Genomic DNA, 20,196 nt, shown 5'->3' on the forward strand with positions numbered 1-20,196 from the left:
ATCATCAGAAAGATGAAATCATTTTTCGGGGGTGCTTGCTTTGCCAATTAACATACCTAGTCATTTACCAGCAAAAGAAATTTTAGAACAAGAGAATATTTTTATTATGGACGAAAAAAGAGCATATTCTCAAGATATTCGACCTTTAAACATTGTTATTTTGAACATTATGCCTGAAAAGGAAAAAACTGAAACACAATTATTGCGTTTGTTAGGAAATTCTCCCCTCCAGTTAAACATAACATTTTTGAGACCAGAAACGCATACATCTAAAACAACAGCGATTGAACATTTAAAAGAATTTTATACAACATTTAAACATATTAAACATAGAAAATTTGACGGAATGATTATTACTGGAGCTCCGATCGAGCACTTAGAATTCCACGAGGTATTATATTGGCCAGAATTACAAACGATAATGGATTGGACAAAGACTAACGTTACCTCAACTTTACATATTTGTTGGGGTGCGCAAGCAGGACTTTTCCATCACTACGGTGTAAATAAATATAAATTAGACAAAAAATGCTTTGGGATTTTTAAGCATGAAATAATTGATCCGTCTATAAAATTATTAAGAGGATTCGATGACCACTATTACGTTCCACATTCTCGACATACAGATGTAAAGAGGGATGATATTGAACGAATTTCGGATCTTCAGATTCTTTCCTATTCAGAGGAAGCTGGCGTTTGCCTTGTTATGTCTAAGGATGGGAAGCACATATTCTTAACAGGACATCCTGAATACGAAAGAACTTCGCTAAAGGATGAATATGAAAGAGATTTAGCAAAAGGTTTAAACATTGATATACCTAAAAACTACTTTGAAGATAACAATCCTGCAAATACACCTGTTCATTGCTGGCGTTCACATGCAAACCTGCTCTTTGTTAATTGGTTAAATTACTATGTATATCAAGAAACACCATATATTTGGGATTGAGAAGGCAAGAAGATTTTTCACTTTGTAAATAGGTAATTTTACTTTCAACCTTTCTACTTGATTCAAATCATAATAATCAATTATTTCAATATTTTACATCTTAAGAAATAATTAATAATTGCTTTATAAAAAAGTAATATTTGTATGGTATTCTTTAAGACAAATTCAGTTTTATTTTCAATAGCAAGATTCAGATATGCTTACTATAGCTTAAGATATTATTTTGTACTTTCTTATGTTGAAAATGTCTTTTTTTCAAAAAAATAACTTAATATAATAACAGTAAAGAATGCACTACTATTTATTTTAATAGATTATAGTATACTGTTTTGCATTAGGTTCTAACTGATTTAAATAAACTGTATTTGTTGAATGATCCGTTTTTGATTAAATTGAGGTGAAAATGTTGAATAGCAATAGCAATTCAAAAGTATTAATATTAACAGCGAAGTACGGAAATGGTCATGTTCAGGTAGCAAAAACTCTAGAAAATAAATGTAAAGAACTTGGCTTTAAAAAAGTAACAATTTGTAATTTATATTCAGAATCTTTCCCGATTTTTTCTGAAATTACTCAATATTTATATTTAAAAAGCTTTTCAATTGGCAAACAATTTTATCGACTCTTTTATTACGGTGTAGACAAAATTTACAATAAACGGATGATGAATCTTTATTTTAAAATGGGACATAAACGGTTGCATCAAATTGTTCAAAATGAACAACCAGATATTATTATTAATACTTTTCCAATGATTGTCGTTCCGGAGTACCGTAGAAAAACAGGTACAGTCATCCCTACCTTTAATGTATTAACAGATTTCTGTTTACACAAAATATGGGTTCACGAAAATATCGATAAATACTATGTTGCTACAAATCATGTGAAAAATAAATTAACTGAGATAGGTGTCCATCCAAACTCTATTAAAGTGACTGGAATACCTATCCGTGCGCAATTTGAAGAAAAGCGAAATCAAAAAGAAATTTATGAAAAGTATCAGCTAGATCCTAATAAAAAAACGTTGTTAATCATGGCAGGAGCTCACGGTGTTTTAAAAAATGTTAAAGAGCTATGTCAAACATTTATTACGAATCGTAAGGATATTCAAACTGTTGTTGTATGTGGAAAAAATACTTTGTTAAAGGAAAGTCTTGAACCACTTGCACAAATGTATCCTGAAAACTTTAAAGTATATAGTTATGTTGAACGTGTTGATGAACTATATCAAATAACTTCTTGTATGATCACAAAACCAGGTGGGATAACATTAACTGAAGCAACAGCACTTGGTGTACCGGTTATTCTATTTAAACCAGTACCTGGACAAGAAAAGGAAAATGCCCTTTTCTTTGAACAGAATCGTGCGGCAATTGTTGTCAATCAAATTGAAGATATGGCTGATGAAGTTGATAAGCTTCTTTCTGATCAAGAAAAGCTTGAAGAGATGAAGAAGAATATAAAAAAGCTTCATGTTCCTCATTCTGCTGACTTGATTTTAGAAGATATTATTAAAGAATCTTCATTTATTAAAGAAAAACATATGATGGCTGGCTCTGTTAACTATTAGTTTAACTCTAGGGTGAAGCGGGTAAAATTATCACTTACCTGGAGGGAAACATGGATACAAGTACTCATATTACAATGGGTTTTGGATTAGCTGGTTTGGCTCTTTTAGACCCTTCCATCGATTCAAATCCGCAATTAGCAAATGCTATAATGCTTTGTACTGTGGTCGGCTCAAATGCTCCAGATTTTGACTATTTCATAAAGCTTTTCAAAGGTAATGGAATGTATGTTGAACATCATCGTGGTGCTTCTCATTCCATTCCCGCCCTTTTTATTTGGTCATTATTAATAAGTGGAATTACTTTTTCCTTTTTCAATGATGCATCATTTTTTCAGCTTTTTATCTGGACGTTGATAGCTGTTGTAGTACATGTCGTGTTTGATATTTTTAATGCTTATGGTACACAAGCAGGTCGCCCATTTACAAAAAAGTGGTTATCCATTAACATTATTCCCTTATTTGATCCCTTTATCATGTTTATCCATTTTATTGGGTTTACTTTTTGGATCATCGGTTTTCATCCAGGATTTGTTTTTATTTACGCCTACTTCATTATTATTGGCTATATTATCCTCCGTTTTCTAATAGCCAATAGAAAAAAACAATTGATTGGCACGGAAGAATCCCAACCTTCAAATCGGATTACATTAATTCCGTCAATTTGGTTAAATAAGTGGGATATTGTCATCGAAAAGGAAAAAAGTTATGGTGTTGGGCGTATCGAAGGGAAAGCAATTATTTGGTATCATCACTTTGATAAGTACAACAATGATAGCAATATTATAAATAAATCTTTAAAGGATAAAAACGTTAATCATTTTTTAGCAAACTCAAAGCATACTCATGTTCTAACTCATCCTACCTCCTCAGGAATTGAGGTTCGATGGATAGACCTACGTTTTCGAAATAAAAACCATTATCCATATATGGCTGTCGTTAAATTTGATAAGGAAAACAACATTCAAGCATCATACACTGGATGGGTACACAATACAAGTCATCTAAGTGAAAAGCTCGCTAAACCTGAGCGTTCAATCGTTGCAAATGGTTGATTATTAGATCGTTAAAACTACCTTTACTAATTAAAGGTAGTTTTTTTATAAGGCTCTTTTCTAAAATGTTGTTGTTTTAATAAACTATATATAGGTTATTTGGATCCCATGTGCGAGACTCCTGCAATGTGAGTAGGATTGTTCTAGAAAGGTGTTGTGTTAACACCTTGGAGTCTCCACCACTCCGAGGTAACAAGAACATTTTAGAATAATGATTAATGGTGAAATGCATGTTTTACTAATATTTTTGGAATAGTAATATTGTTTATCTTGAAGTGAATGATAGATATTCTTTTAAAGGAGGAATTCGATGACGAAAAAAGTCAATAAGGGTAGTAATAATCAAAATTCACCTCAAAACGGACATAATCAAATGGAGATCGCAAACGATTTTATCGCAGGAGATAATAGTAAGGGAAATAAACGAAATAAAGATCAATGGGATAAATCTGGAGATAATTAATCATTCAAAATTCTTTCTTCACTATACTATTGAATAGCTTTACAAATAATAAAAAAGTGCAAGAGCTCTCTATAAAGAGTACTTGCACTTTATATTTTTTAATTACCTAATCCTTCTGTTTTAATAGCGCGCTCAACTGCTTCTAATGCAGCCTCTTCGTCACTACCTGTAGCAGTAATTTTTATTTCTGCTCCTTTTGAAATCCCCAAAGACATGACACCCATGATAGATTTTAAATTTACTGTTCTACCATTCGCTTCAAGATTAACTTCTGATGTGAATGAGTTTACAGCATTGACAAGTGCTGTTGCTGGTCTCGCATGTAACCCTGCATCATTTGTAATCGTAAACGTTTTTTCTACCATATAGACATTCTCCTTCCATATTAGCCAATGTAGCTTTTCTCTTACTAGAATGTATGATGAATTATGTATAATTCTCTTCATCTCATGCAGCTATAAAAAGCTACTTTAGTTATTACCATTATTATAACCTTTTTTTATAAAAAGGGAACTACTCTTTATTGAATTTGGTAGACTTTCTGACAATTTATTTCATATTGAACTAGTAAGGTAAATGTATCTGTATTTATGCGCTCGACAACAATTGAATTTCGCTCTTTGTCCTGAAGGAGAACCGATGATGACTTCTTCATTTTTAATAATTCACGATTTGATTTTGTTACAAAATCAATTGCTTTAGAAAAACCTTCATCATCTACTCTTCTACTTCTTATAATGAAAATATCTTCACCATATAATCGAATTCTACGCATTTAATCCAACTCCATACTTTTTAACCATTATATGCTTGGACAAATAAATGTATTATTTTAAATTTTAAGTTTCAGAAAGTTTTGTTAAAAATTTCTTCTTCACCTTGACGTGTGTTATAAATATGTTGTATAGTAAAAGCATCATTAAGCTGAGTATATATGATAGCGTTTTTATAAAATATTATTCTCATACATATTATATTCCGCTTTTGATAAAAACTTTTTTTAGCACCACCTGTGCTACAGTATTAGGAGGATTAAGTACTATGCAAAACGGTAAAGTAAAATGGTTTAACAACGAAAAAGGTTTTGGTTTTATCGAAGTTGAAGGTGGGGACGATGTATTCGTACACTTCACTGCTATCCAAGGTGAAGGATACAAATCATTAGAAGAAGGTCAAGAGGTTTCTTTTGAAATTGTAGAAGGAAATCGTGGACCACAAGCTGCAAATGTAACAAAGTTATAATCACAACAAAATTAATGTGATTTAACATACAATGCATGAAACTAACAGAGGCCGAGGTAACTCCGCCTCTTTTTTGTTTGCAATTAAATTGGAAGTTAAATGTACTACTTATTCTACTTACTTCTTTGTTTATTTTTGACTTACTATAATATATTCGATTGCTTTTATATTTTGTTTAATCCCTTTTTCAATCCGACTCACTTCATGTTGGTTAAAAATATTCGCATTGTTCGCTATAAAGACTAATTTATCAAGATCACGATATATTTCTGAAAATGCTTCCTTTATCGTTAAATGTAAAGCATCATTTCCCATTACTGCTTTTCCCCCTTTCTAGTACGTAATTTGACGATTTTTTTAGTTAAAAAGTTGCATATTCGTGTTATATTTTTACATAGTATACGTCTTTCTTCATTTTACCATGACAACAAGATTTTCGATATATTAATCTTATTGTTTTTTTTAACGAATATTTATTTGATTGATGTCAAACAATAATGATGGAGGTGTTTAAAAAATGGACCAAATTAATCATACTGGATTAATAAGTGGTATGAATGACTTAGAACAAATTAAAATGTCCGTAATAGCCGCTCAAAAAATGGTAGGTTCAGCAACCATGCAATTAGACCCAGAAGCGATGGAACATGCGGAAAATGCTATTAGAGATGCTAGAAATCTGATTAATCAGTCCCCTAAAACTGGTGTTGATGAACAATTTTTAGCTAAGCAAAATGAATTACTTCAACAATGTGAGCATCAATTATCTGAAGCAAAACAATAAACATAATAAGCAGTTGGGGTTATATGCCCCTGGCTGCTTATAGTTATTTAAAAACGATTTTTCCCCAAGCTAATTAAAATGTTTAGTGTTGATAATAGACATCAAAAGGGTCTGATTTCAAAAAAATAAATAGTTAGTTACTATTAACTACTAGTATCTATCTATTTATCCTAAATGAGAATTCAGACCCTTTACGTCATTTTTTCTTATTTAATTGCTTAATTTTTCCCCAACCTTTTTAATTTTTTGACCTACAGTACATTTATTAATACAAAAGGAATGGGCATAATTTTTTCCATATTCTTCTCTAAAATGCTTTTTTAATAAACAATCTACACAATAAGTATCTAAAATTTCACTAATTTCTTGTAATGTTTGTCTTTTATTCATTTTCATCAGCTTCTCCATTTAATTTCATTTTGCTTCTTATCTCTACACCATTTATTGCCTGTGTCGCAAGTTTATCAGCCTCATTATTTTCTTTTCTAGAAACTGGCTCATATTTAGGTGTAATTTGACATTCTTTCAATTTATTTTCTATTTTATCCAGCCATGTTGTAAATTCCGCTTCATAGCATGGCCATTCACCTGCAAGCTGATTAAGAACTACTTGAGAATCACCTTTTATTGTCACTTTTTGCTTTATCATTTCATTCTCTTCGAGGAGATTAACTAAAAAAAGACATGCTGCATATTCTGCCTCATTATTTGATGTAAGCCCTTCTACCCTTTCATTCATTCGGATACGATATTGGTTTCCACTTTGTGTATAATAAATAACTACACCAAAACCAGCAATTCTCGTATCCTTTTGATATCCTCCATCAAAATAGGCTATGACATCATGAGGTTCATCCTTCACGATATCTCTAAATTTTTTTAATTCTTTTAAAGTCCAGCTTCCGCCATCCTCCGAAAAAATTGATAACTCTTTTGCCCTGCCAGTTTGAACAAAATCATCAGCAAAAGTGATTGCTTCATTTAATGAAAGATAATCTGTATAGAGGTTAGTGCGATGCTTTCTTTTCGTTTCGTAAGTCCACTCTATTTTATAATTCAATTACGTCACTCCTAGAGTAAAATCAAATTATCAGACAGCTATTTCTTTATTTTAAGCAATTTCTAAAAGATTGTTGTTTTTGGCACCAATTTATTGTAGCGAATTGCGTGATTCCTACATAGATGAGTGTGACAAGTTATTGTTAAGGTGCTTAACAAAACGGTAACTTAATAAAAAGATACAAAATTTAAGAAAGCAAAGAGCTATTCTTTCTATTATCTAATGTTATCAATATGTTATAATCATATTCGATTTCCCTTAGCATTTCTCTTTATATTTTAAGCATTTTTTTATTTTACCATCGATTTCATTTAAATTAAACATTAAAAACTAAGGAGAGGTATTGTTGCATGATTGAAGTGTATATAGATGGAGCTAGTGCGGGCGATCCTGGAAAATCCGGTGCTGGCGTTTTTATTAAAGGAAACGGCAATAATGAACAGTATTCTTTACCACTTGGAATTATGACTAATCATGAAGCAGAATTTCACGCTTTAATTAAAGGATTAGAAATATGTCTCCAAAAAAAATTTAAAATTGTTTCTTTTCGAACAGATTCACAACTTGTTAACCAAGCATTTGAAAAACAATTTGTAAAAAATAAGGCATATGCCCCATTATTAGAGGAAGTAATAAAACTGTCAACACAATTTGAGTTATTTTTTCTTAAATGGGTTCCTAGTAGTGAAAATAAAGTAGCTGATCAACTTGCGAGAAAAGCTATTTTACATCAATAGATACTAAAAATAGAAAGACGTGACATCATTGAAAAAAACAATTGTAGCAGATAGCAGCTTATTATTCGTGGCGTTTATTTGGGGTGCGACATTTGTCATTGTCCAAAATGCAATACAACTCCTACCACCAAATTTATTTAATGGTATTCGGTTTTTCATTGCAACACTAATATTAATGATTTTTATGAGGAAAAAATCTCACACACTTTTTTCTTTTCAACTTCTAAAATCGGGAATATCTTTAGGATTCTTTTTATTTTTAGGGTATGGACTGCAAACGGTTGGATTATTATACACAACATCATCAAAATCAAGCTTTATTACTGGTCTTAGTGTGATGATCGTGCCATTGCTTTCAATTTGGCTTTTACGGGAAAAGCCAAAATTTGTGATTTTCCTCGGTTCCATTATAGGAGCAGCTGGTCTTTATTTTCTTACTGTCGGTGATATTGAAAATATGAATATCGGTGATGTCCTCACTTTATTATGTGCAGTCGCATTCGCTTTACATATTATTTTAACTAGTAAGTATTCAGGGAAACATAAAACATTACCATTAACAATTGCTCAATTAGGAACAGTATCGATTTTCAGCTTTATAAGTTCTTTTCTTTTCGAAAGAAGCACACAATTTTCTTTCACAAATATTTTTAATAAGGAGGTTATCATTGCATTAACTATTACTTCTATATTTGCGACAGCTCTAGCTTTTTTTATCCAGACAACTTTTCAGAAACATACTTCAGCTGCTAGAGTAGCATTAATATTTGCAATGGAACCCGTCTTTGCAGCAATAACTGCGTATGTCGTGATCGATGAACGATTAACTCAAAATGGGTTAATTGGATGTATATTTATTTTTCTTGCTATGATTGTAACAGACCTACCTGATTTTAAAAAAATCAAGGGATTTTTAATAAAACATAAACCTAGTATGTAAGATACCTCTGGTTCTCCAGAGGTTTTTTAAATGATATTTAACTCCTCAAGATGTTTTTTTGCTTGTTTTTTATTTGCGATGTTTTCTTGCTTAAACTTTTCTAACAATGATATAAAAAATGCGCCATCAAATTCACGTTGAATTTTTAATGTCAATTCTAAAGCGATAATGACTACTTGATCCGTTGATCCTGTATAGTTTTTACCAAATTCGATAAACCCAAACTCCTCGATTCCAAATGAAAAACCTTTTGACGATAAATAATCAATATACTCTGTAAAAGATTTAAACGTTTTACTCAACCTTGTTCCACCTATCATAATAAGGATATATTCTTATCATATCGAAAAATGTCGGTAGATTCTATCATTTTTTACCTAGGATGTATTAACTAAAAAGGGGAAATAATTATAATGGAGGTGTTAGAGATGAGTAGTAAAAACAAGGGGAATAACCGTGGGAAGGTCGCTCATGGAGTCAACCCTCAAGGACATGGTGACGATGTTGAGTTTTCAACTGAACCAAAAAGTAAATTAGAAAATGCTGCAAAGAAAAAAAATACAAAGTAAAAAGAGGCATTAAATTGCCTCTCTTACACTTGTTATATTCTTCAAGAGATTTTGAATCCCTTTTAATTCGTGATCTTCAATCATCGAAAATGCTTTCTCTTCGTTAATTGTTAATTGAGCATTTTCTAGGTTACATTCTATCGGAGCTTGACAATTAATTTCAGCAAGTTGTTTTGAAAGATGAAGCATTTCTAAATCATTTTCAATTTTAGTTCTTTGTCCCTTTGTTAATTCGTCTATATTGTCTAATAGCGATGAAATTGATTTATATTTTGAAACAAGCTTATAGGCTGTTTTTTCCCCTATCCCTTTTACTCCTGGGTAATTATCACTTGAATCTCCCATTAAAGCTTTTACATCAATAAGCATTTCTGGCTCAATTTCAAATTCCTGTTGGAATAATTGCTTTGTGTAGTGTTTATAATTGCCAATCCCTTTTTGAAATATGAGAACATTTACTTGGTCATTTAATAGTTGAAGAATATCTCTATCACCTGTTAGGATGGTAATTCTCATATCAGCCTCAAATGTTTTAGTAAGAGTTCCAATACAATCATCCGCTTCATAGCCTTCTAGACCAATGTTCGGAATATCCAAAGCTTTAACAACTTCTTTTGCTAAATCAAATTGTGGTTGTAATTCTATTGGTGCTTCAGGTCGATTTGCTTTATAATTTGAAAAAATATTGTTGCGGTATGTTTTGCTCCCCATATCCCAACAGCAAACGACATGGCTTGGTTTTACATATTCAATTGCAGCTATAAGATGCTTTAATAGGCCGTTCACTGCATTTGTTGGTATCCCTTTACTGTTTACCATAAAGTTTCCATAAACAGATGTTGCAAAAAATGAGCGGAAAAGTAGAGCCATTCCGTCTACGATTAATAAATGATTGTCTTCTTTAAGCATTTTTTCTCCTCTCTCAACTAACTCTACTAGTATCATATCATATCTCATCATATAATTAGGTGGAATTTCAATCCAACCATTCTTTTCATTTTTTAAAAATCAGAATGACGTGTCTCGTATTTCACATCTTATATCGTAAAGCGTTATTGCTAGAGTTTAACATACTCTGCTCTAATGAGAAAACATACATACAACAAAAAAATCCACTACCGTTTATAATTACAAACGATAGTGGATTGTACGTCATTAGTCTTCTTTTTTTTGATTGCTCATTTTCATCGCTTCATGCTGAGCATAGGATTCAAACTCTGTATTAAAACCATTTTTCTTCTTTTTATTATTGTTACGTTGAGCGTTTGCATTTCCAAGTTTGACACGTCCCACTAAGAAATCACACCTTTTGATTTTTTTGTTTTGCTATGTTAAACATTGTTGTTGATTTCCGCTACAGATATTCGCTTTCCGCGAGCGGTCCGGGAGCTCCTATAATCTAAGCGACTGTGGGTTATCCTTTTGAGACGCTTATCTAGCAAGAGTCTCATGTTTCCGTTCCAAATCAACGATAAATCTGCAAGGTCAAATTAGATATTCAACCTTGTTTTATCTTTCCCCTCTCAAGTAACGTTCACTCCTAAATTGAATTAGGAATTGTTAGATCCATTTATTTTCCATATTTACGTCTTACAAATTCCTGAACCATTTCCTTTGTTACTAACTTTCTTGTAGGTACAATTCCTTTTGAAGCTAAATGATTTATTTCCGTCGTTACTTGATTTATTTTATTCACCTCAAAGGGAAGAGAATTTAAACATAATTGAATCGCTTCTTCAATATACGCCTCACGTTTTGCCTCTAATTTTAAAAATGATTGAATATGCTGATGCTGCTTTTTACTGTGCTGAGAAATTGCTTCATGCACATTACTCATTATGACCACCTCTTTTTTTCATTAACTTTTTAACGTGTTCCTTCGGTTCCCAGCATGAAAAGGAATAGGAAGGTTTCGTTTCGTACAATAATCTGTTGCAAATGTATTTCATCTTGCTATTACTTCGAAAGGCTCGAAAATGAATACATGTCGCACAAACATGATACGCGTCTTTCTTCATCTTCTCTCCCCATTTCATTTTTTCATGCTGATTTCTTTTTCACATACTATCTTAAAAATCATTTCAAAGTAATTGATTGTTTATTAGGAATTAAAGCACCCAATTATATTTGTAAAAAAATCACGTGAATTGATTGTATCATAAAAAATTCATGAAGATAGAATTGTTATGACATTTTTTATTTGATTTTCCTGCAATTTTAGTTGTTCAATATCCACAGAATCAATCGCAAATAATGCATTATAGCCTTCGTCCACTTGGTTATCAATTGACTTTAGAAGTTGTTCCAATTGTTTTTCTACAACATTTTTATAATAGACGATAAATTGTTCTTGATAATCATTTAACGCTAGCTGAAAAGGATCCTGAAGTCGATTTTGCAAATCATCATTCATTTTTTGCTTTTCATTTTTCTCAAAAAATGATTTTGCATTTTTAAATAGTTTTAATGATGGTTTCAACGATGTTCCCCATGACTGTGCATATTCAACTTTTAATGTTGGTGTGTTAATTTTTACTTCTTGTTGAGTAGTTAAAGTAATTGACTTTGTCAAACCTTTTATTAAATTAAAAAGCCGTTTTTCTTCTTGCTTCAGGGCATCAAAAATGAATTTTTCTATTCTAAGTGATGTTGCTTGAAGTTCTTGTAATAGTTCAAACTCAATAGTTTTCGTTAATTCCTGCAAAGATGAAAGTAAAATCGCTTGTGTATCCCCCTTATTTGTGAATGCACCGGGATGAAATGCTTCCTTAAAATAATCTGTAAAGCGTAAAAATATTCGTTGTTTAACATAGAATAACATCTCTTCAATTTCTTTATTAACACTATTTTCAATATGGGTGCCATTATATGACGCTAAAGCTTGTTGAACTCTTTCTTTTTCTTCCTTCTGCTTAGCTAAAGTTTTTTCCTTTTCAGCCTCATCCTTCTCAGCTACTTCAATTAATGATCTTAATCTTTCATTAGCACGTTTTAAATCCTCATGAATTGACAATATTGTCGTATTTGTTAATTCTTGTTTAATAAAAAAGTCAAATTCGTCTTTAAATTTGATATAATCTCTTTCATGTTTTTTATTTAAAACATTTATGCTAGATACCCCATATAAACGTACATTTCTTAGCTCTTGCTGTAAAAGTTGATCATAGATATAATCCTTAACAAGTCGAACTTCTTCTTCGTCCCTTGCTAAATCAATCGCATTAATAATAAAGAACATTTTATCAAGTGTAAAAGTGTCCTTTACTCGACCTAACTGGCGGAGAAATTCCCGATCTCCCTTCGAGAAAGGATGATTATAATATGTTACATAGAGAATCACATCCGCATTCTTCATATATTGAAACGCCACATCCGTATGCCTTTTATGAAGTGAATCAGCTCCAGGAGTATCTACTAATGTAATTCCTGCCTTTGTTATTGGACAATCATAATAAACAATTACTTCTTCAACTAAACATGCCTTTTCTTCCTTCGCTACATAATCCTTGAAGTTATCTACTGTTAAAGATTGAATCAATCCATTTTTTGCTAGGTTTTCATAATCAGCTAAAGCCTTTACATACTTTCTAATCGCCTCTTCTTCAGTATGATTACTTGATTCCATTTGCTTTAATTGACTGATGATTGCTTCAATACTATTCTCTTTTTTTAGTTGTGGAATACTCTCAACAACCTCTTCAATTAACTTCTCAATCGATTTTAATTTAACTTCAACCTTCCCATGTTCTTTTCCATTTGTAGGAGGAGCAATTTTATTAATCGTAGCTGTTGTTGGCGTTGGGGAAGAAGGAAGTAAACGTTCTCCAATCAATGCATTTGCAAACGAAGATTTCCCTGCACTAAAAGCCCCAAATAATGCAACGGTGTACTTACGGTTTCGATAATTTACCACTTTTCCTTTTAGCGATTCGCTAATTTGTTTAAAGCCATTTATAGTTTGAAGACGAGAGAGTAGAAGTTCCGTTTCTGTTATAAATTTATCCTTATGATTTAAATTTGACTGATACTTTACTTCCCCTTGCTTGTCACTACCTTTTACCTTATGCTCAATTTTTTTATTTTGAATAAGTTTTTCTATTTTTACTTGTTTATAGAAATTATTTTCTCTAAGCCATTCCCCAATATTAATTGTTGTATTTACAGGTGCAGATAATGCCGTTGCCAATAATTGCTCATACTGAGTGAATTGCTCCCATTTATTAAGTTTATTTTCAATATGAGTAATTTCGTTACCAACCTCACCCAACTCTTCCTTCAACTTATTCAAATCAAGTTGATTTTTTGTACTGATTTCCTTTAAAAACAAATCAAAAATAGCCTGTGCTTCCCTTTTGCTTTCGCGTTTTATAAGCTCGCTAATGTCAGATGAAAAGGTTAGGATATACTGATTGTTAAATGAAGCACCTGTTTTTACTGTATCTTTTATCATTTCCTTAGTCAGTTTGATCGAAAATGCTTCTACCCTCTGTAGTGTCTCATTATCAATAATCATATATTTTTGAATATATTCTTTAAATAGTGGGGTTAAATGCCAAGTAATTTGAGTTTCAACATTCTTTACTAAAGCTTCAAATAGGTCCTTTATTCTTTTTTCACGTTCTTGTTCAGTTTTAGCTTTCGAAAAAAGAATTCCCACTTTAAAATTAGGCTCAAGTGCTTCAAGAAATAATTTTGCTTTTTCTCTTGTTTCATAAGGAATGATATTTGCACTTTGTAAAATTGAACTTAATTTATCATTCATTTCTTGTGAAATTCCAAGAATAACTGCTTCTTCCTGATTAAGTTTTTCTTTCAGCTTTTCGCTTTTTATAACATACTTTTCTAATGTAGCTAATAAATCATTTTTACCGTTATTATTTAATTGTAGCTGTTCCTTATATTTACTAAGATGTTCATGAACAATATAATCTGTAGATTTTCGAACATTTTTCTCTACATATTTTTCCTTATCCTGTACCATAGCCTGAATAATCTGTTTAATTTCTGATAATTGATTTTCCTTATGGTCGTCATTTTTTAATGTTGTAAAGAAAACATCATCTTCGTGAAGCCCTGTTTCAATAAAGGTGTCAATTATTTGTTGTTTAAAGGCTGAGAATTTCACTTCATTTTCATTATGCTTATCAATTTGGTTTACAATAAGAAAAACTAATTTATCTCTTTCCTTCATCTCAGTGATAAAGGCGATATTCTCTTCAGATTGAACATGATTATAATCTGTCACATAAAAAATAATATCAGCAATATGAAGCATTGATTCTGTTGAAAGCTTATGGGCAACATCTGTTGAATCAATACCAGGAGTATCCATTATCACAATATTTTCACTTAAATGATTATACGGTTTTCGAATTGAAATTCTTTCAATTTCATCCCCTTGCTTACAGAAATCCTTTATTTGTTCAATTGAATAATCAGTAGCTAGCTTTATTACCTCTTTATGTTTAGAATACAGAGTAACCTCGTTTTGACCATTTTCTAACAATACAAGGTTAGCACTAGTTGGTATTGGACTTGTCGGCAATACCTGTTCATTTAATAATTTATTAATCATCGATGATTTTCCGGCAGAAAAGTGACCAGCGAATGCAATATATAGCTTGTCGTGATAAAGTTTCTCATTTAATTCAACGATTTTTCGTTTATCATCCTCTTTTTGTATTACTTCGTGAAGCCTTATTAACATTTGCATATATTGATCTGTTTTTACAGCAGCTGTCATTGATAATCCCCTTTATCTATCATTCATTTCAATTCTTCTTATTATTTTACAGAATCTTTTTAAATTTTACTATCCTTATCATTTATTGGACACATTTAAATTCCTTGAATACGAAGTTCAATTTCGATTATTTAGACTCTTTTCTACTTCTAATTCACTATTTATCTATTTTGTAGCGAAAATGTGAGACTCCTGCTCAGATAAGTGGAATAGTTTAATCAGGTGTTTACACTAAAAGGTGCTCACCACCCTCAATAGAAGCAAGTACTGTATGAGGAGATCAACCAAAACGGTAACTTAATAAAAAACAAAGTTTAAGATAACAGACAAAATAGAAAAAGAGCAACCGAAATGATTGCTCCTGTGCTGATAGGACAAGCTTCTATGTTATCTTTAAATTCTATAAAAAAATGCCCCCTATTTAAGGAGCAGTGATAAATTATGCTTTTCGAGCATCAATATTTTTTAATATGTAACCTACTAATACACTATATACTACAACGGTGCACCCTACAAATAACATCGTCATATGCAGTAGACCCTCCACTTATAAAATTGAGAATGTTTTTCATTAAATTCATCTTATCATCAATGATAATCATTTTCAATATTGTTTTTCGAATTTTTCTGATAAAATGAAACTCAATTAGTGGAACCCTAAAAGTCTCTTTGCTTTATATAACATGATATTTCACTCATATCATTTTTCTAAACATTAAAAACGTTTAGGGAGAAATCGAGCTTTGATCCCAAAGCTTTTTTGATAATTTGTCTGATTCTTTAAAGCCTTTTCTTCTATTGGAATTCTTATCATCATCATTATCATGTTCAAAAATGAGAAAACGATAGCTGTAGTATAAGCATGAAATAATAATGGGAATAAACCTATTTCAAGTGCAACAGCTACGTAATTTGGGTGTCTTATAAATTTATAAGGACCTTTTGATTCGATTACCTGATTTGGAACAATAATAATTTTTGTGTTCCAATACTTTCCTAAAGAACATATTGCCCAGTAGCGAATGATTTGTGAAAAAACGATTAATGGAAGAAGTATTATCCAGATATTAGATAACTCATTGTTAAACATCGTTACTTCAAACCATAGGGAAAGTAAAAATAATATGTGAAGAACAACAATAAACGGATAATGGTTCTTTCCATGAATCGTCGCTCCTCTGCTTATCATCCACCTTTCGTTTCGTTTTGCAATGATTAGTTCTGACACTCGTTGAAGTATTAACAGACTAAACATAATTTCGAAAACACTCATAATAAATCCTCCCATTGAACAAGAAGTAATTCAGCAGAAAAACCTGGACCTAGCGCAGCAATAACACCATATTCACCCCTTTTACCAATTCTCTGTTCTAAATAATCTAAAATAACATACATAACTGTAACCGATGACATATTTCCATAATTCTCGAGAATTTTTTTTGAAACTTGTATTTGATATTCATTAAAATTTAGTCCATCTTTATATGCATCTAATACCTTTTTTCCTCCTGGATGTGCAAGAAAATGGGAAATGTCTTGAAGCTTTAAATTAAATTGTTCAAGCATTTGAACTACTTGAGGGCGCAACCAATTTTTTATAATAGAAGGGATATCTCTTGAAAAAACAACAAAAAACCCTTCATTTTTTATCGTCCATCCCATCACATCTTCTGAATCTTTCATAAAAGCAGAAGTGGTTCCTTTAATTTTTGGGATAAGTGATGTCCTAGATAACTTTGAAATAGAAACATTATCCCCTGCCAAACATGTACATGCAACTCCATCTGAAAAAAGTGAAGTTCCCACTAAATTACTTTTACTTCTATCATTAGGTTGAAAGGTAAGACTACATAGTTCTACAGTGAGAACAAGAACTAGAGATTGAGGATGTGCTTTACAATATTCATAGGCTCTTGCCAAACCGCTAGCACCACCTGCACAGCCTAATCCCCATATTGGGATCCTTTTTGTTGATTCCTTGAATGGTAATCGATTCATTATTTTTGCATCAATGCTTGGTGTCGATATTCCAGTACTACTTATAAAAAAAATTGCATCTATATCTTTTAGATCGAGTGATTTTAATAAAAGCTGTTTATTTGTTAAGCATTGATTAATTGCTTCTACACCTAATTCCACTGCCTTTTCTATATAAAGTTGATTTTTCTCAGCAAATGTATAATTAGATTTATACCATTCCAATGGCTGAACAAATTGTCTTTTTTTAATCTCGGCGTTATTAAATACTGTAAGTAGCCTATCGATATCCTTAAACGAATCTTTAAATAATTCTCTTGTAAACTGTTTTATCTCATCTTGATAATATTGATAAGAAGGAATTGCTCGACCAATCGATAATAGATATGCCATAACCTCACCTCTACATTTATTATGGTTACTATGACCCAGTCTATGTCATTTTATCCATTATTATGTAGATAATTCTGTCATGAAAGAAATTATGAACCGAAATAAATACAGATAATTCCATTCTACTTACAATAGGCTATTTTACTAATGTATTCACTATCAAATCACAATTTTTACACACTAATGATACGATAAAAAAAGCCCTTTCCGATGAGGAAAAGGCTGACGTTTTGAAGGAGTTGTTGTGCACTTTCATTATATCGTAACTAAGAAGTTGTATCATTTTATAAATATTGGTAACAACAGATAATATCTACTCTCGATTTAATAGGTATTTTTTACTAGTATTCTCTCTCTTTTAAATAGTTTGTAGTTTATTATTAGATTATGACGAATCTTCCGTTATTTATGACATACTTACAAAAAAAGATACATCATTTATCCAGTTTTATGCTATTATAAAGTAACAATAATAGGCTGGAGGAACTAGTGACAACTATGAATAATGAAGTAAAAGAGCACATATTAGCGGGAACAATGGCTTCACTTAAAATGATATTAACAGTCCCTTATTTAATAGAGGACCTCACTGAAACAGTTCCTATAGATGCCATGTTACATTCTGTTCAAATCGACCTATCAGGTGAATGTAATGGAGCGATATTAATACAAGGAGAACTAGCTGTATATAGTTACATAGGCGAAGGGATGTTTGGCATGCCTATTTCAGGAGAATTACTCGAATCATTTATTGGAGAATTTGCAAATATGCTTACCGGTAATTTGGCAACACTTTTATCTAATTATGGTCTAACAACCGATATTTCAACACCAAAGTTTTTAAAACATGTGAATGTAAACCAGTATTCACAACCAATTACTATACCAATCGTATTAAAAGAGAAAGAGAAAAACCTAATGATTTCTTTATTTATAAACATTTAAAAGCTGGCAGATTATTACTGTCAGCTTTAGATTTATCTTTTTCTATGCCACACAAATTGCTTTTCCAAATGGAACCTTTGGAATAAATTTATCAGGAACTAACCAAAAAATTTCTTTATCAAATGCTAATTCTTCATAAAAAAATCCAGTAACATCTGTAATATAGAAAATTGTGTCAACATCTTCTTTTTCTGCCCATTCAAGAACCTCAGTATATGATGATTTTCCATGTGTAAAGTATCTAATTTCAGTATTTTTTATTGAAGTTATACTTCTAATTTTAAAATCTGCTTGTACCAATAATGTTTCCGGACAAACTTGTCCAAACAGTTTCACAATATTTTCAATTAATAAAGTCCCTGTTTGAGTTGTAGAAGTATCGATTGCGAGGACAATTTTTTTATTTCTACGCTCCTGTAACTTTGAAAGTAACTGTTTATGCCATTTCATTGTTCCAGCTCCCCTCACCGATTTTGCAGCAATAACTATTGTACACAATGAGGTTTGAAATTATCCTATTACTTTTGCTAATGAATTAAAATAATTTTTTTACAGATATTATGTTAAAAATGATTAATGAATTATGTTTTCATTTGCAGCATTTTCCCAGTCCTTATACTGTCCGCTCGCATTACAACCTGGGCAATCAAAAATTGACTCAAAGCTTGGTATATACAAACTAGAAATTGTTAAAATATAACCTCTACCATTGCAGTCAGGACATTTTCCTAATTCCTTCATTTCAAGAAGCTTTTTATCATTTCTACCCTGTTTCCATTCTGATATCGCGTAAAATATATTCATTGTTACCTCTCTTTTTTCCTTAATATGCCACAAGAGGTAAAATAATATTCTTCTGCAGATGCTTTACTTCTTAAATTATAGACCTTTTTATCGATTATTAGATTTTTTTAAATCAGTCCTTAACATTTATACGAATATTATGTAAAATAAAGAGAAACTTCAAAATTGTAGATTTATAGTTGGTTATGTCACTTTTCAAGTGTATAATTTATTTCAAAATAACAATATATATTTACATATAGGAATTTTGATTAAAGAAATGGGGATTTTTGTATGGCTGAATTAGCGTTTAAAGAATTTGCGTTTAAAAAGGGAAGTAAAACAACCATTTATTTGTATCAAAGTAGTATTGAGATCATTCATCACGGATTATTAGGTAAATTTAATAAAGTAAAGTTAAACCAATATAAGAACATTATAGATGTTTCAATTAAGCAACCTGGTATTGCTTCAAACGGGACAATTGTATTAGATTGTGGCAATAACAAGAATAAAAGCGAAAAGTCTCTTAATACGATCGAATTTTCAAAAAGTGAAAAAGAACTTGCAATTGAATTAAAAGAATCAATTGAAAAGCAAATTTCAATCATTAAAGGACAACGTGCAGATTCAGCGGTTGATAATTTTGAAAAGCTGAAAAAGCTGAAAGAATTAGCTGATTTGGGTATTTTATCAGATGAAGAATATAATGAACAGAAAGAACGTATTTTAGAAGGATAAAGAATGAAAGGATTCAATAAAGATTACTCGCTTCGTCTATTTACATAGGCTATTTCAAAGCGAGTGATCACCTTTCATTCTTTTTTATTGGCCTTTTCTATTATATTGTTGTTTTTAACACTTGAGAGAAGTGTAGTACTGGTTAATCTTGAACAGGTGTTCACACTAAAAGTCGCTCACCACCCACTTCTTGGATAGAGATCACTGCTCGAGGAAGTCAACTATAATAATTACTCATAAAAAGCAAT

General features: G+C 31.2%; 25 protein-coding genes. 11 read left to right on the top strand and 14 right to left on the bottom strand.

Annotated features, from left to right (window positions below; translation table 11 throughout):
- Window positions 1–40 precede the first annotated feature (40 nt).
- The 4 genes from metA (at window position 41) to ACTJJ9_RS07540 (ending at window position 4,034) form a co-directional block, all read left to right on the top strand.
- A complete protein-coding gene (gene metA, locus ACTJJ9_RS07525) occupies window positions 41–949 on the top strand; it encodes a homoserine O-acetyltransferase MetA (protein ID WP_174879172.1) in 909 nt (302 codons plus the stop codon).
- Window positions 950–1,352: 403 nt separating this feature from the next.
- Entirely contained in the window at window positions 1,353–2,519 is a 1,167-nt protein-coding gene (locus tag ACTJJ9_RS07530) for a diglucosyl diacylglycerol synthase (protein ID WP_095301304.1), read from the top strand.
- Between the two features lie 50 nt (window positions 2,520–2,569).
- The gene (locus ACTJJ9_RS07535; RefSeq protein ID WP_145582355.1) at window positions 2,570–3,571 is read left to right on the top strand and encodes a metal-dependent hydrolase; all 1,002 of its coding nucleotides are present in this window, start codon (window positions 2,570–2,572) and stop codon (window positions 3,569–3,571) included.
- A gap of 310 nt (window positions 3,572–3,881) precedes the next feature.
- On the top strand, window positions 3,882–4,034 hold the full coding sequence (locus ACTJJ9_RS07540) for a hypothetical protein (RefSeq protein WP_170944402.1): 153 nt from the start codon (window positions 3,882–3,884) through the stop codon (window positions 4,032–4,034).
- Window positions 4,035–4,132: 98 nt separating this feature from the next.
- Here ACTJJ9_RS07540 and ACTJJ9_RS07545 read toward each other — a convergent pair whose 3' ends face one another.
- Window positions 4,133–4,399 (bottom strand): phosphocarrier protein HPr, encoded by a 267-nt coding sequence (locus tag ACTJJ9_RS07545; RefSeq protein ID WP_095301306.1) that lies wholly within the window; start codon window positions 4,397–4,399, stop codon window positions 4,133–4,135.
- A 155-nt stretch (window positions 4,400–4,554) separates the two neighbouring features.
- Window positions 4,555–4,809 (bottom strand): hypothetical protein, encoded by a 255-nt coding sequence (locus ACTJJ9_RS07550; RefSeq protein WP_095301307.1) that lies wholly within the window; start codon window positions 4,807–4,809, stop codon window positions 4,555–4,557.
- A gap of 266 nt (window positions 4,810–5,075) precedes the next feature.
- Between ACTJJ9_RS07550 and cspD the strand changes: the two genes are divergently transcribed.
- On the top strand, window positions 5,076–5,276 hold the full coding sequence (gene cspD / locus ACTJJ9_RS07555; RefSeq protein ID WP_026562601.1) for a cold-shock protein CspD: 201 nt from the start codon (window positions 5,076–5,078) through the stop codon (window positions 5,274–5,276).
- Window positions 5,277–5,405: 129 nt separating this feature from the next.
- Here the strand turns inward: cspD and ACTJJ9_RS07560 are convergent, their stop codons facing one another.
- Window positions 5,406–5,591, bottom strand: coding sequence for a hypothetical protein (locus ACTJJ9_RS07560; protein WP_095301308.1), 186 nt, complete (start codon window positions 5,589–5,591; stop codon window positions 5,406–5,408).
- Window positions 5,592–5,793: 202 nt separating this feature from the next.
- On the opposite strand from ACTJJ9_RS07560, the gene ACTJJ9_RS07565 reads away from it, so the two are divergent.
- Window positions 5,794–6,060, top strand: a complete 267-nt coding sequence (locus ACTJJ9_RS07565; RefSeq protein WP_145582356.1) for a DUF2564 family protein — start codon at window positions 5,794–5,796, stop codon at window positions 6,058–6,060.
- Window positions 6,061–6,270: 210 nt separating this feature from the next.
- Here the strand turns inward: ACTJJ9_RS07565 and ACTJJ9_RS07570 are convergent, their stop codons facing one another.
- The gene (locus ACTJJ9_RS07570; protein WP_145582357.1) at window positions 6,271–6,450 is read right to left on the bottom strand and encodes a zinc-finger domain-containing protein; all 180 of its coding nucleotides are present in this window, start codon (window positions 6,448–6,450) and stop codon (window positions 6,271–6,273) included.
- Complete coding sequence (locus ACTJJ9_RS07575; protein ID WP_145582358.1) at window positions 6,443–7,120, bottom strand: reverse transcriptase-like protein; 678 nt, start codon at window positions 7,118–7,120, stop codon at window positions 6,443–6,445. The genes ACTJJ9_RS07570 and ACTJJ9_RS07575 overlap by 8 nt, the downstream gene beginning before the upstream one ends.
- Window positions 7,121–7,470: 350 nt before the next feature.
- Between ACTJJ9_RS07575 and ACTJJ9_RS07580 the strand changes: the two genes are divergently transcribed.
- Entirely contained in the window at window positions 7,471–7,857 is a 387-nt protein-coding gene (locus ACTJJ9_RS07580; protein ID WP_095301311.1) for a reverse transcriptase-like protein, read from the top strand.
- Window positions 7,858–7,885: 28 nt separating this feature from the next.
- Window positions 7,886–8,797 carry a DMT family transporter gene (locus ACTJJ9_RS07585; RefSeq protein ID WP_145582359.1) on the top strand — a complete coding sequence of 304 codons (912 nt, stop codon included), beginning with the start codon at window positions 7,886–7,888 and terminating at the stop codon, window positions 8,795–8,797.
- A gap of 26 nt (window positions 8,798–8,823) precedes the next feature.
- Here ACTJJ9_RS07585 and ACTJJ9_RS07590 read toward each other — a convergent pair whose 3' ends face one another.
- Window positions 8,824–9,099 (bottom strand): DUF6123 family protein, encoded by a 276-nt coding sequence (locus ACTJJ9_RS07590; protein ID WP_233452391.1) that lies wholly within the window; start codon window positions 9,097–9,099, stop codon window positions 8,824–8,826.
- Window positions 9,100–9,225: 126 nt separating this feature from the next.
- On the opposite strand from ACTJJ9_RS07590, the gene sspL reads away from it, so the two are divergent.
- Window positions 9,226–9,366, top strand: a complete 141-nt coding sequence (sspL, locus tag ACTJJ9_RS07595; RefSeq protein WP_095301314.1) for a small, acid-soluble spore protein L — start codon at window positions 9,226–9,228, stop codon at window positions 9,364–9,366.
- Window positions 9,367–9,375: 9 nt separating this feature from the next.
- Here sspL and ACTJJ9_RS07600 read toward each other — a convergent pair whose 3' ends face one another.
- From ACTJJ9_RS07600 to ACTJJ9_RS07625, 6 genes are all read right to left on the bottom strand, one after another.
- The gene (locus ACTJJ9_RS07600; RefSeq protein ID WP_095301315.1) at window positions 9,376–10,275 is read right to left on the bottom strand and encodes a 5'-3' exonuclease; all 900 of its coding nucleotides are present in this window, start codon (window positions 10,273–10,275) and stop codon (window positions 9,376–9,378) included.
- Between the two features lie 246 nt (window positions 10,276–10,521).
- Window positions 10,522–10,659 (bottom strand): hypothetical protein, encoded by a 138-nt coding sequence (locus ACTJJ9_RS07605; RefSeq protein WP_095301316.1) that lies wholly within the window; start codon window positions 10,657–10,659, stop codon window positions 10,522–10,524.
- 277 nt (window positions 10,660–10,936) lie between these two features.
- On the bottom strand, window positions 10,937–11,203 hold the full coding sequence (locus ACTJJ9_RS07610) for a YpbS family protein (protein WP_145582360.1): 267 nt from the start codon (window positions 11,201–11,203) through the stop codon (window positions 10,937–10,939).
- A gap of 330 nt (window positions 11,204–11,533) precedes the next feature.
- On the bottom strand, window positions 11,534–15,109 hold the full coding sequence (locus ACTJJ9_RS07615) for a dynamin family protein (RefSeq protein ID WP_440768582.1): 3,576 nt from the start codon (window positions 15,107–15,109) through the stop codon (window positions 11,534–11,536).
- Between the two features lie 715 nt (window positions 15,110–15,824).
- A complete protein-coding gene (locus tag ACTJJ9_RS07620; RefSeq protein ID WP_095301320.1) occupies window positions 15,825–16,382 on the bottom strand; it encodes an isoprenylcysteine carboxyl methyltransferase family protein in 558 nt (185 codons plus the stop codon).
- Window positions 16,379–17,518 carry a type III polyketide synthase gene (locus ACTJJ9_RS07625; protein ID WP_255451912.1) on the bottom strand — a complete coding sequence of 380 codons (1,140 nt, stop codon included), beginning with the start codon at window positions 17,516–17,518 and terminating at the stop codon, window positions 16,379–16,381. Before ACTJJ9_RS07625 ends, ACTJJ9_RS07620 begins: the two co-directional genes overlap by 4 nt.
- Before the next feature lie 459 nt (window positions 17,519–17,977).
- On the opposite strand from ACTJJ9_RS07625, the gene ACTJJ9_RS07630 reads away from it, so the two are divergent.
- A complete protein-coding gene (locus ACTJJ9_RS07630; protein ID WP_255451913.1) occupies window positions 17,978–18,424 on the top strand; it encodes a chemotaxis protein CheX in 447 nt (148 codons plus the stop codon).
- Between the two features lie 42 nt (window positions 18,425–18,466).
- On the opposite strand, the gene ACTJJ9_RS07635 is transcribed toward ACTJJ9_RS07630, so the two are convergent.
- Window positions 18,467–18,874, bottom strand: a complete 408-nt coding sequence (locus ACTJJ9_RS07635; protein ID WP_145582363.1) for a VWA-like domain-containing protein — start codon at window positions 18,872–18,874, stop codon at window positions 18,467–18,469.
- Window positions 18,875–18,997: 123 nt separating this feature from the next.
- Window positions 18,998–19,228, bottom strand: coding sequence for a methionine aminopeptidase (locus ACTJJ9_RS07640; RefSeq protein ID WP_095302164.1), 231 nt, complete (start codon window positions 19,226–19,228; stop codon window positions 18,998–19,000).
- A gap of 273 nt (window positions 19,229–19,501) precedes the next feature.
- Between ACTJJ9_RS07640 and ACTJJ9_RS07645 the strand changes: the two genes are divergently transcribed.
- Window positions 19,502–19,948: an SHOCT domain-containing protein gene (locus ACTJJ9_RS07645; protein ID WP_095302165.1), complete on the top strand. Its 447-nt coding sequence runs from the start codon at window positions 19,502–19,504 to the stop codon at window positions 19,946–19,948.
- Window positions 19,949–20,196 lie beyond the last annotated feature (248 nt).

It is taken from the genome of Metabacillus sp. 22489, from assembly GCF_052044855.1.
Lineage (GTDB): Bacteria > Bacillota > Bacilli > Bacillales > Bacillaceae > Metabacillus > Metabacillus niabensis.

Bases quoted from the DNA above. Each gene is read 5' to 3' on its own strand.
- ACTJJ9_RS07530 (WP_095301304.1), top strand. From the start codon at position 1,353: ATGTTGAATAGCAATAGCAATTCAAAAGTATTAATATTAACAGCGAAG.
- ACTJJ9_RS07535 (WP_145582355.1), top strand. From the start codon at position 2,570: ATGGATACAAGTACTCATATTACAATGGGTTTTGGATTAGCTGGTTTG.
- ACTJJ9_RS07540 (WP_170944402.1), top strand. From the start codon at position 3,882: ATGACGAAAAAAGTCAATAAGGGTAGTAATAATCAAAATTCACCTCAA.
- ACTJJ9_RS07545 (WP_095301306.1), bottom strand. From the start codon at position 4,399: ATGGTAGAAAAAACGTTTACGATTACAAATGATGCAGGGTTACATGCG.
- ACTJJ9_RS07550 (WP_095301307.1), bottom strand. From the start codon at position 4,809: ATGCGTAGAATTCGATTATATGGTGAAGATATTTTCATTATAAGAAGT.
- cspD (WP_026562601.1), top strand. From the start codon at position 5,076: ATGCAAAACGGTAAAGTAAAATGGTTTAACAACGAAAAAGGTTTTGGT.
- ACTJJ9_RS07560 (WP_095301308.1), bottom strand. From the start codon at position 5,591: ATGGGAAATGATGCTTTACATTTAACGATAAAGGAAGCATTTTCAGAA.
- ACTJJ9_RS07565 (WP_145582356.1), top strand. From the start codon at position 5,794: ATGGACCAAATTAATCATACTGGATTAATAAGTGGTATGAATGACTTA.
- ACTJJ9_RS07570 (WP_145582357.1), bottom strand. From the start codon at position 6,450: ATGAATAAAAGACAAACATTACAAGAAATTAGTGAAATTTTAGATACT.
- ACTJJ9_RS07580 (WP_095301311.1), top strand. From the start codon at position 7,471: ATGATTGAAGTGTATATAGATGGAGCTAGTGCGGGCGATCCTGGAAAA.
- sspL (WP_095301314.1), top strand. From the start codon at position 9,226: ATGAGTAGTAAAAACAAGGGGAATAACCGTGGGAAGGTCGCTCATGGA.
- ACTJJ9_RS07600 (WP_095301315.1), bottom strand. From the start codon at position 10,275: ATGCTTAAAGAAGACAATCATTTATTAATCGTAGACGGAATGGCTCTA.
- ACTJJ9_RS07610 (WP_145582360.1), bottom strand. From the start codon at position 11,203: ATGAGTAATGTGCATGAAGCAATTTCTCAGCACAGTAAAAAGCAGCAT.
- ACTJJ9_RS07615 (WP_440768582.1), bottom strand. From the start codon at position 15,109: ATGACAGCTGCTGTAAAAACAGATCAATATATGCAAATGTTAATAAGG.
- ACTJJ9_RS07620 (WP_095301320.1), bottom strand. From the start codon at position 16,382: ATGAGTGTTTTCGAAATTATGTTTAGTCTGTTAATACTTCAACGAGTG.
- ACTJJ9_RS07630 (WP_255451913.1), top strand. From the start codon at position 17,978: ATGAATAATGAAGTAAAAGAGCACATATTAGCGGGAACAATGGCTTCA.
- ACTJJ9_RS07635 (WP_145582363.1), bottom strand. From the start codon at position 18,874: ATGAAATGGCATAAACAGTTACTTTCAAAGTTACAGGAGCGTAGAAAT.
- ACTJJ9_RS07640 (WP_095302164.1), bottom strand. From the start codon at position 19,228: ATGAATATATTTTACGCGATATCAGAATGGAAACAGGGTAGAAATGAT.
- ACTJJ9_RS07645 (WP_095302165.1), top strand. From the start codon at position 19,502: ATGGCTGAATTAGCGTTTAAAGAATTTGCGTTTAAAAAGGGAAGTAAA.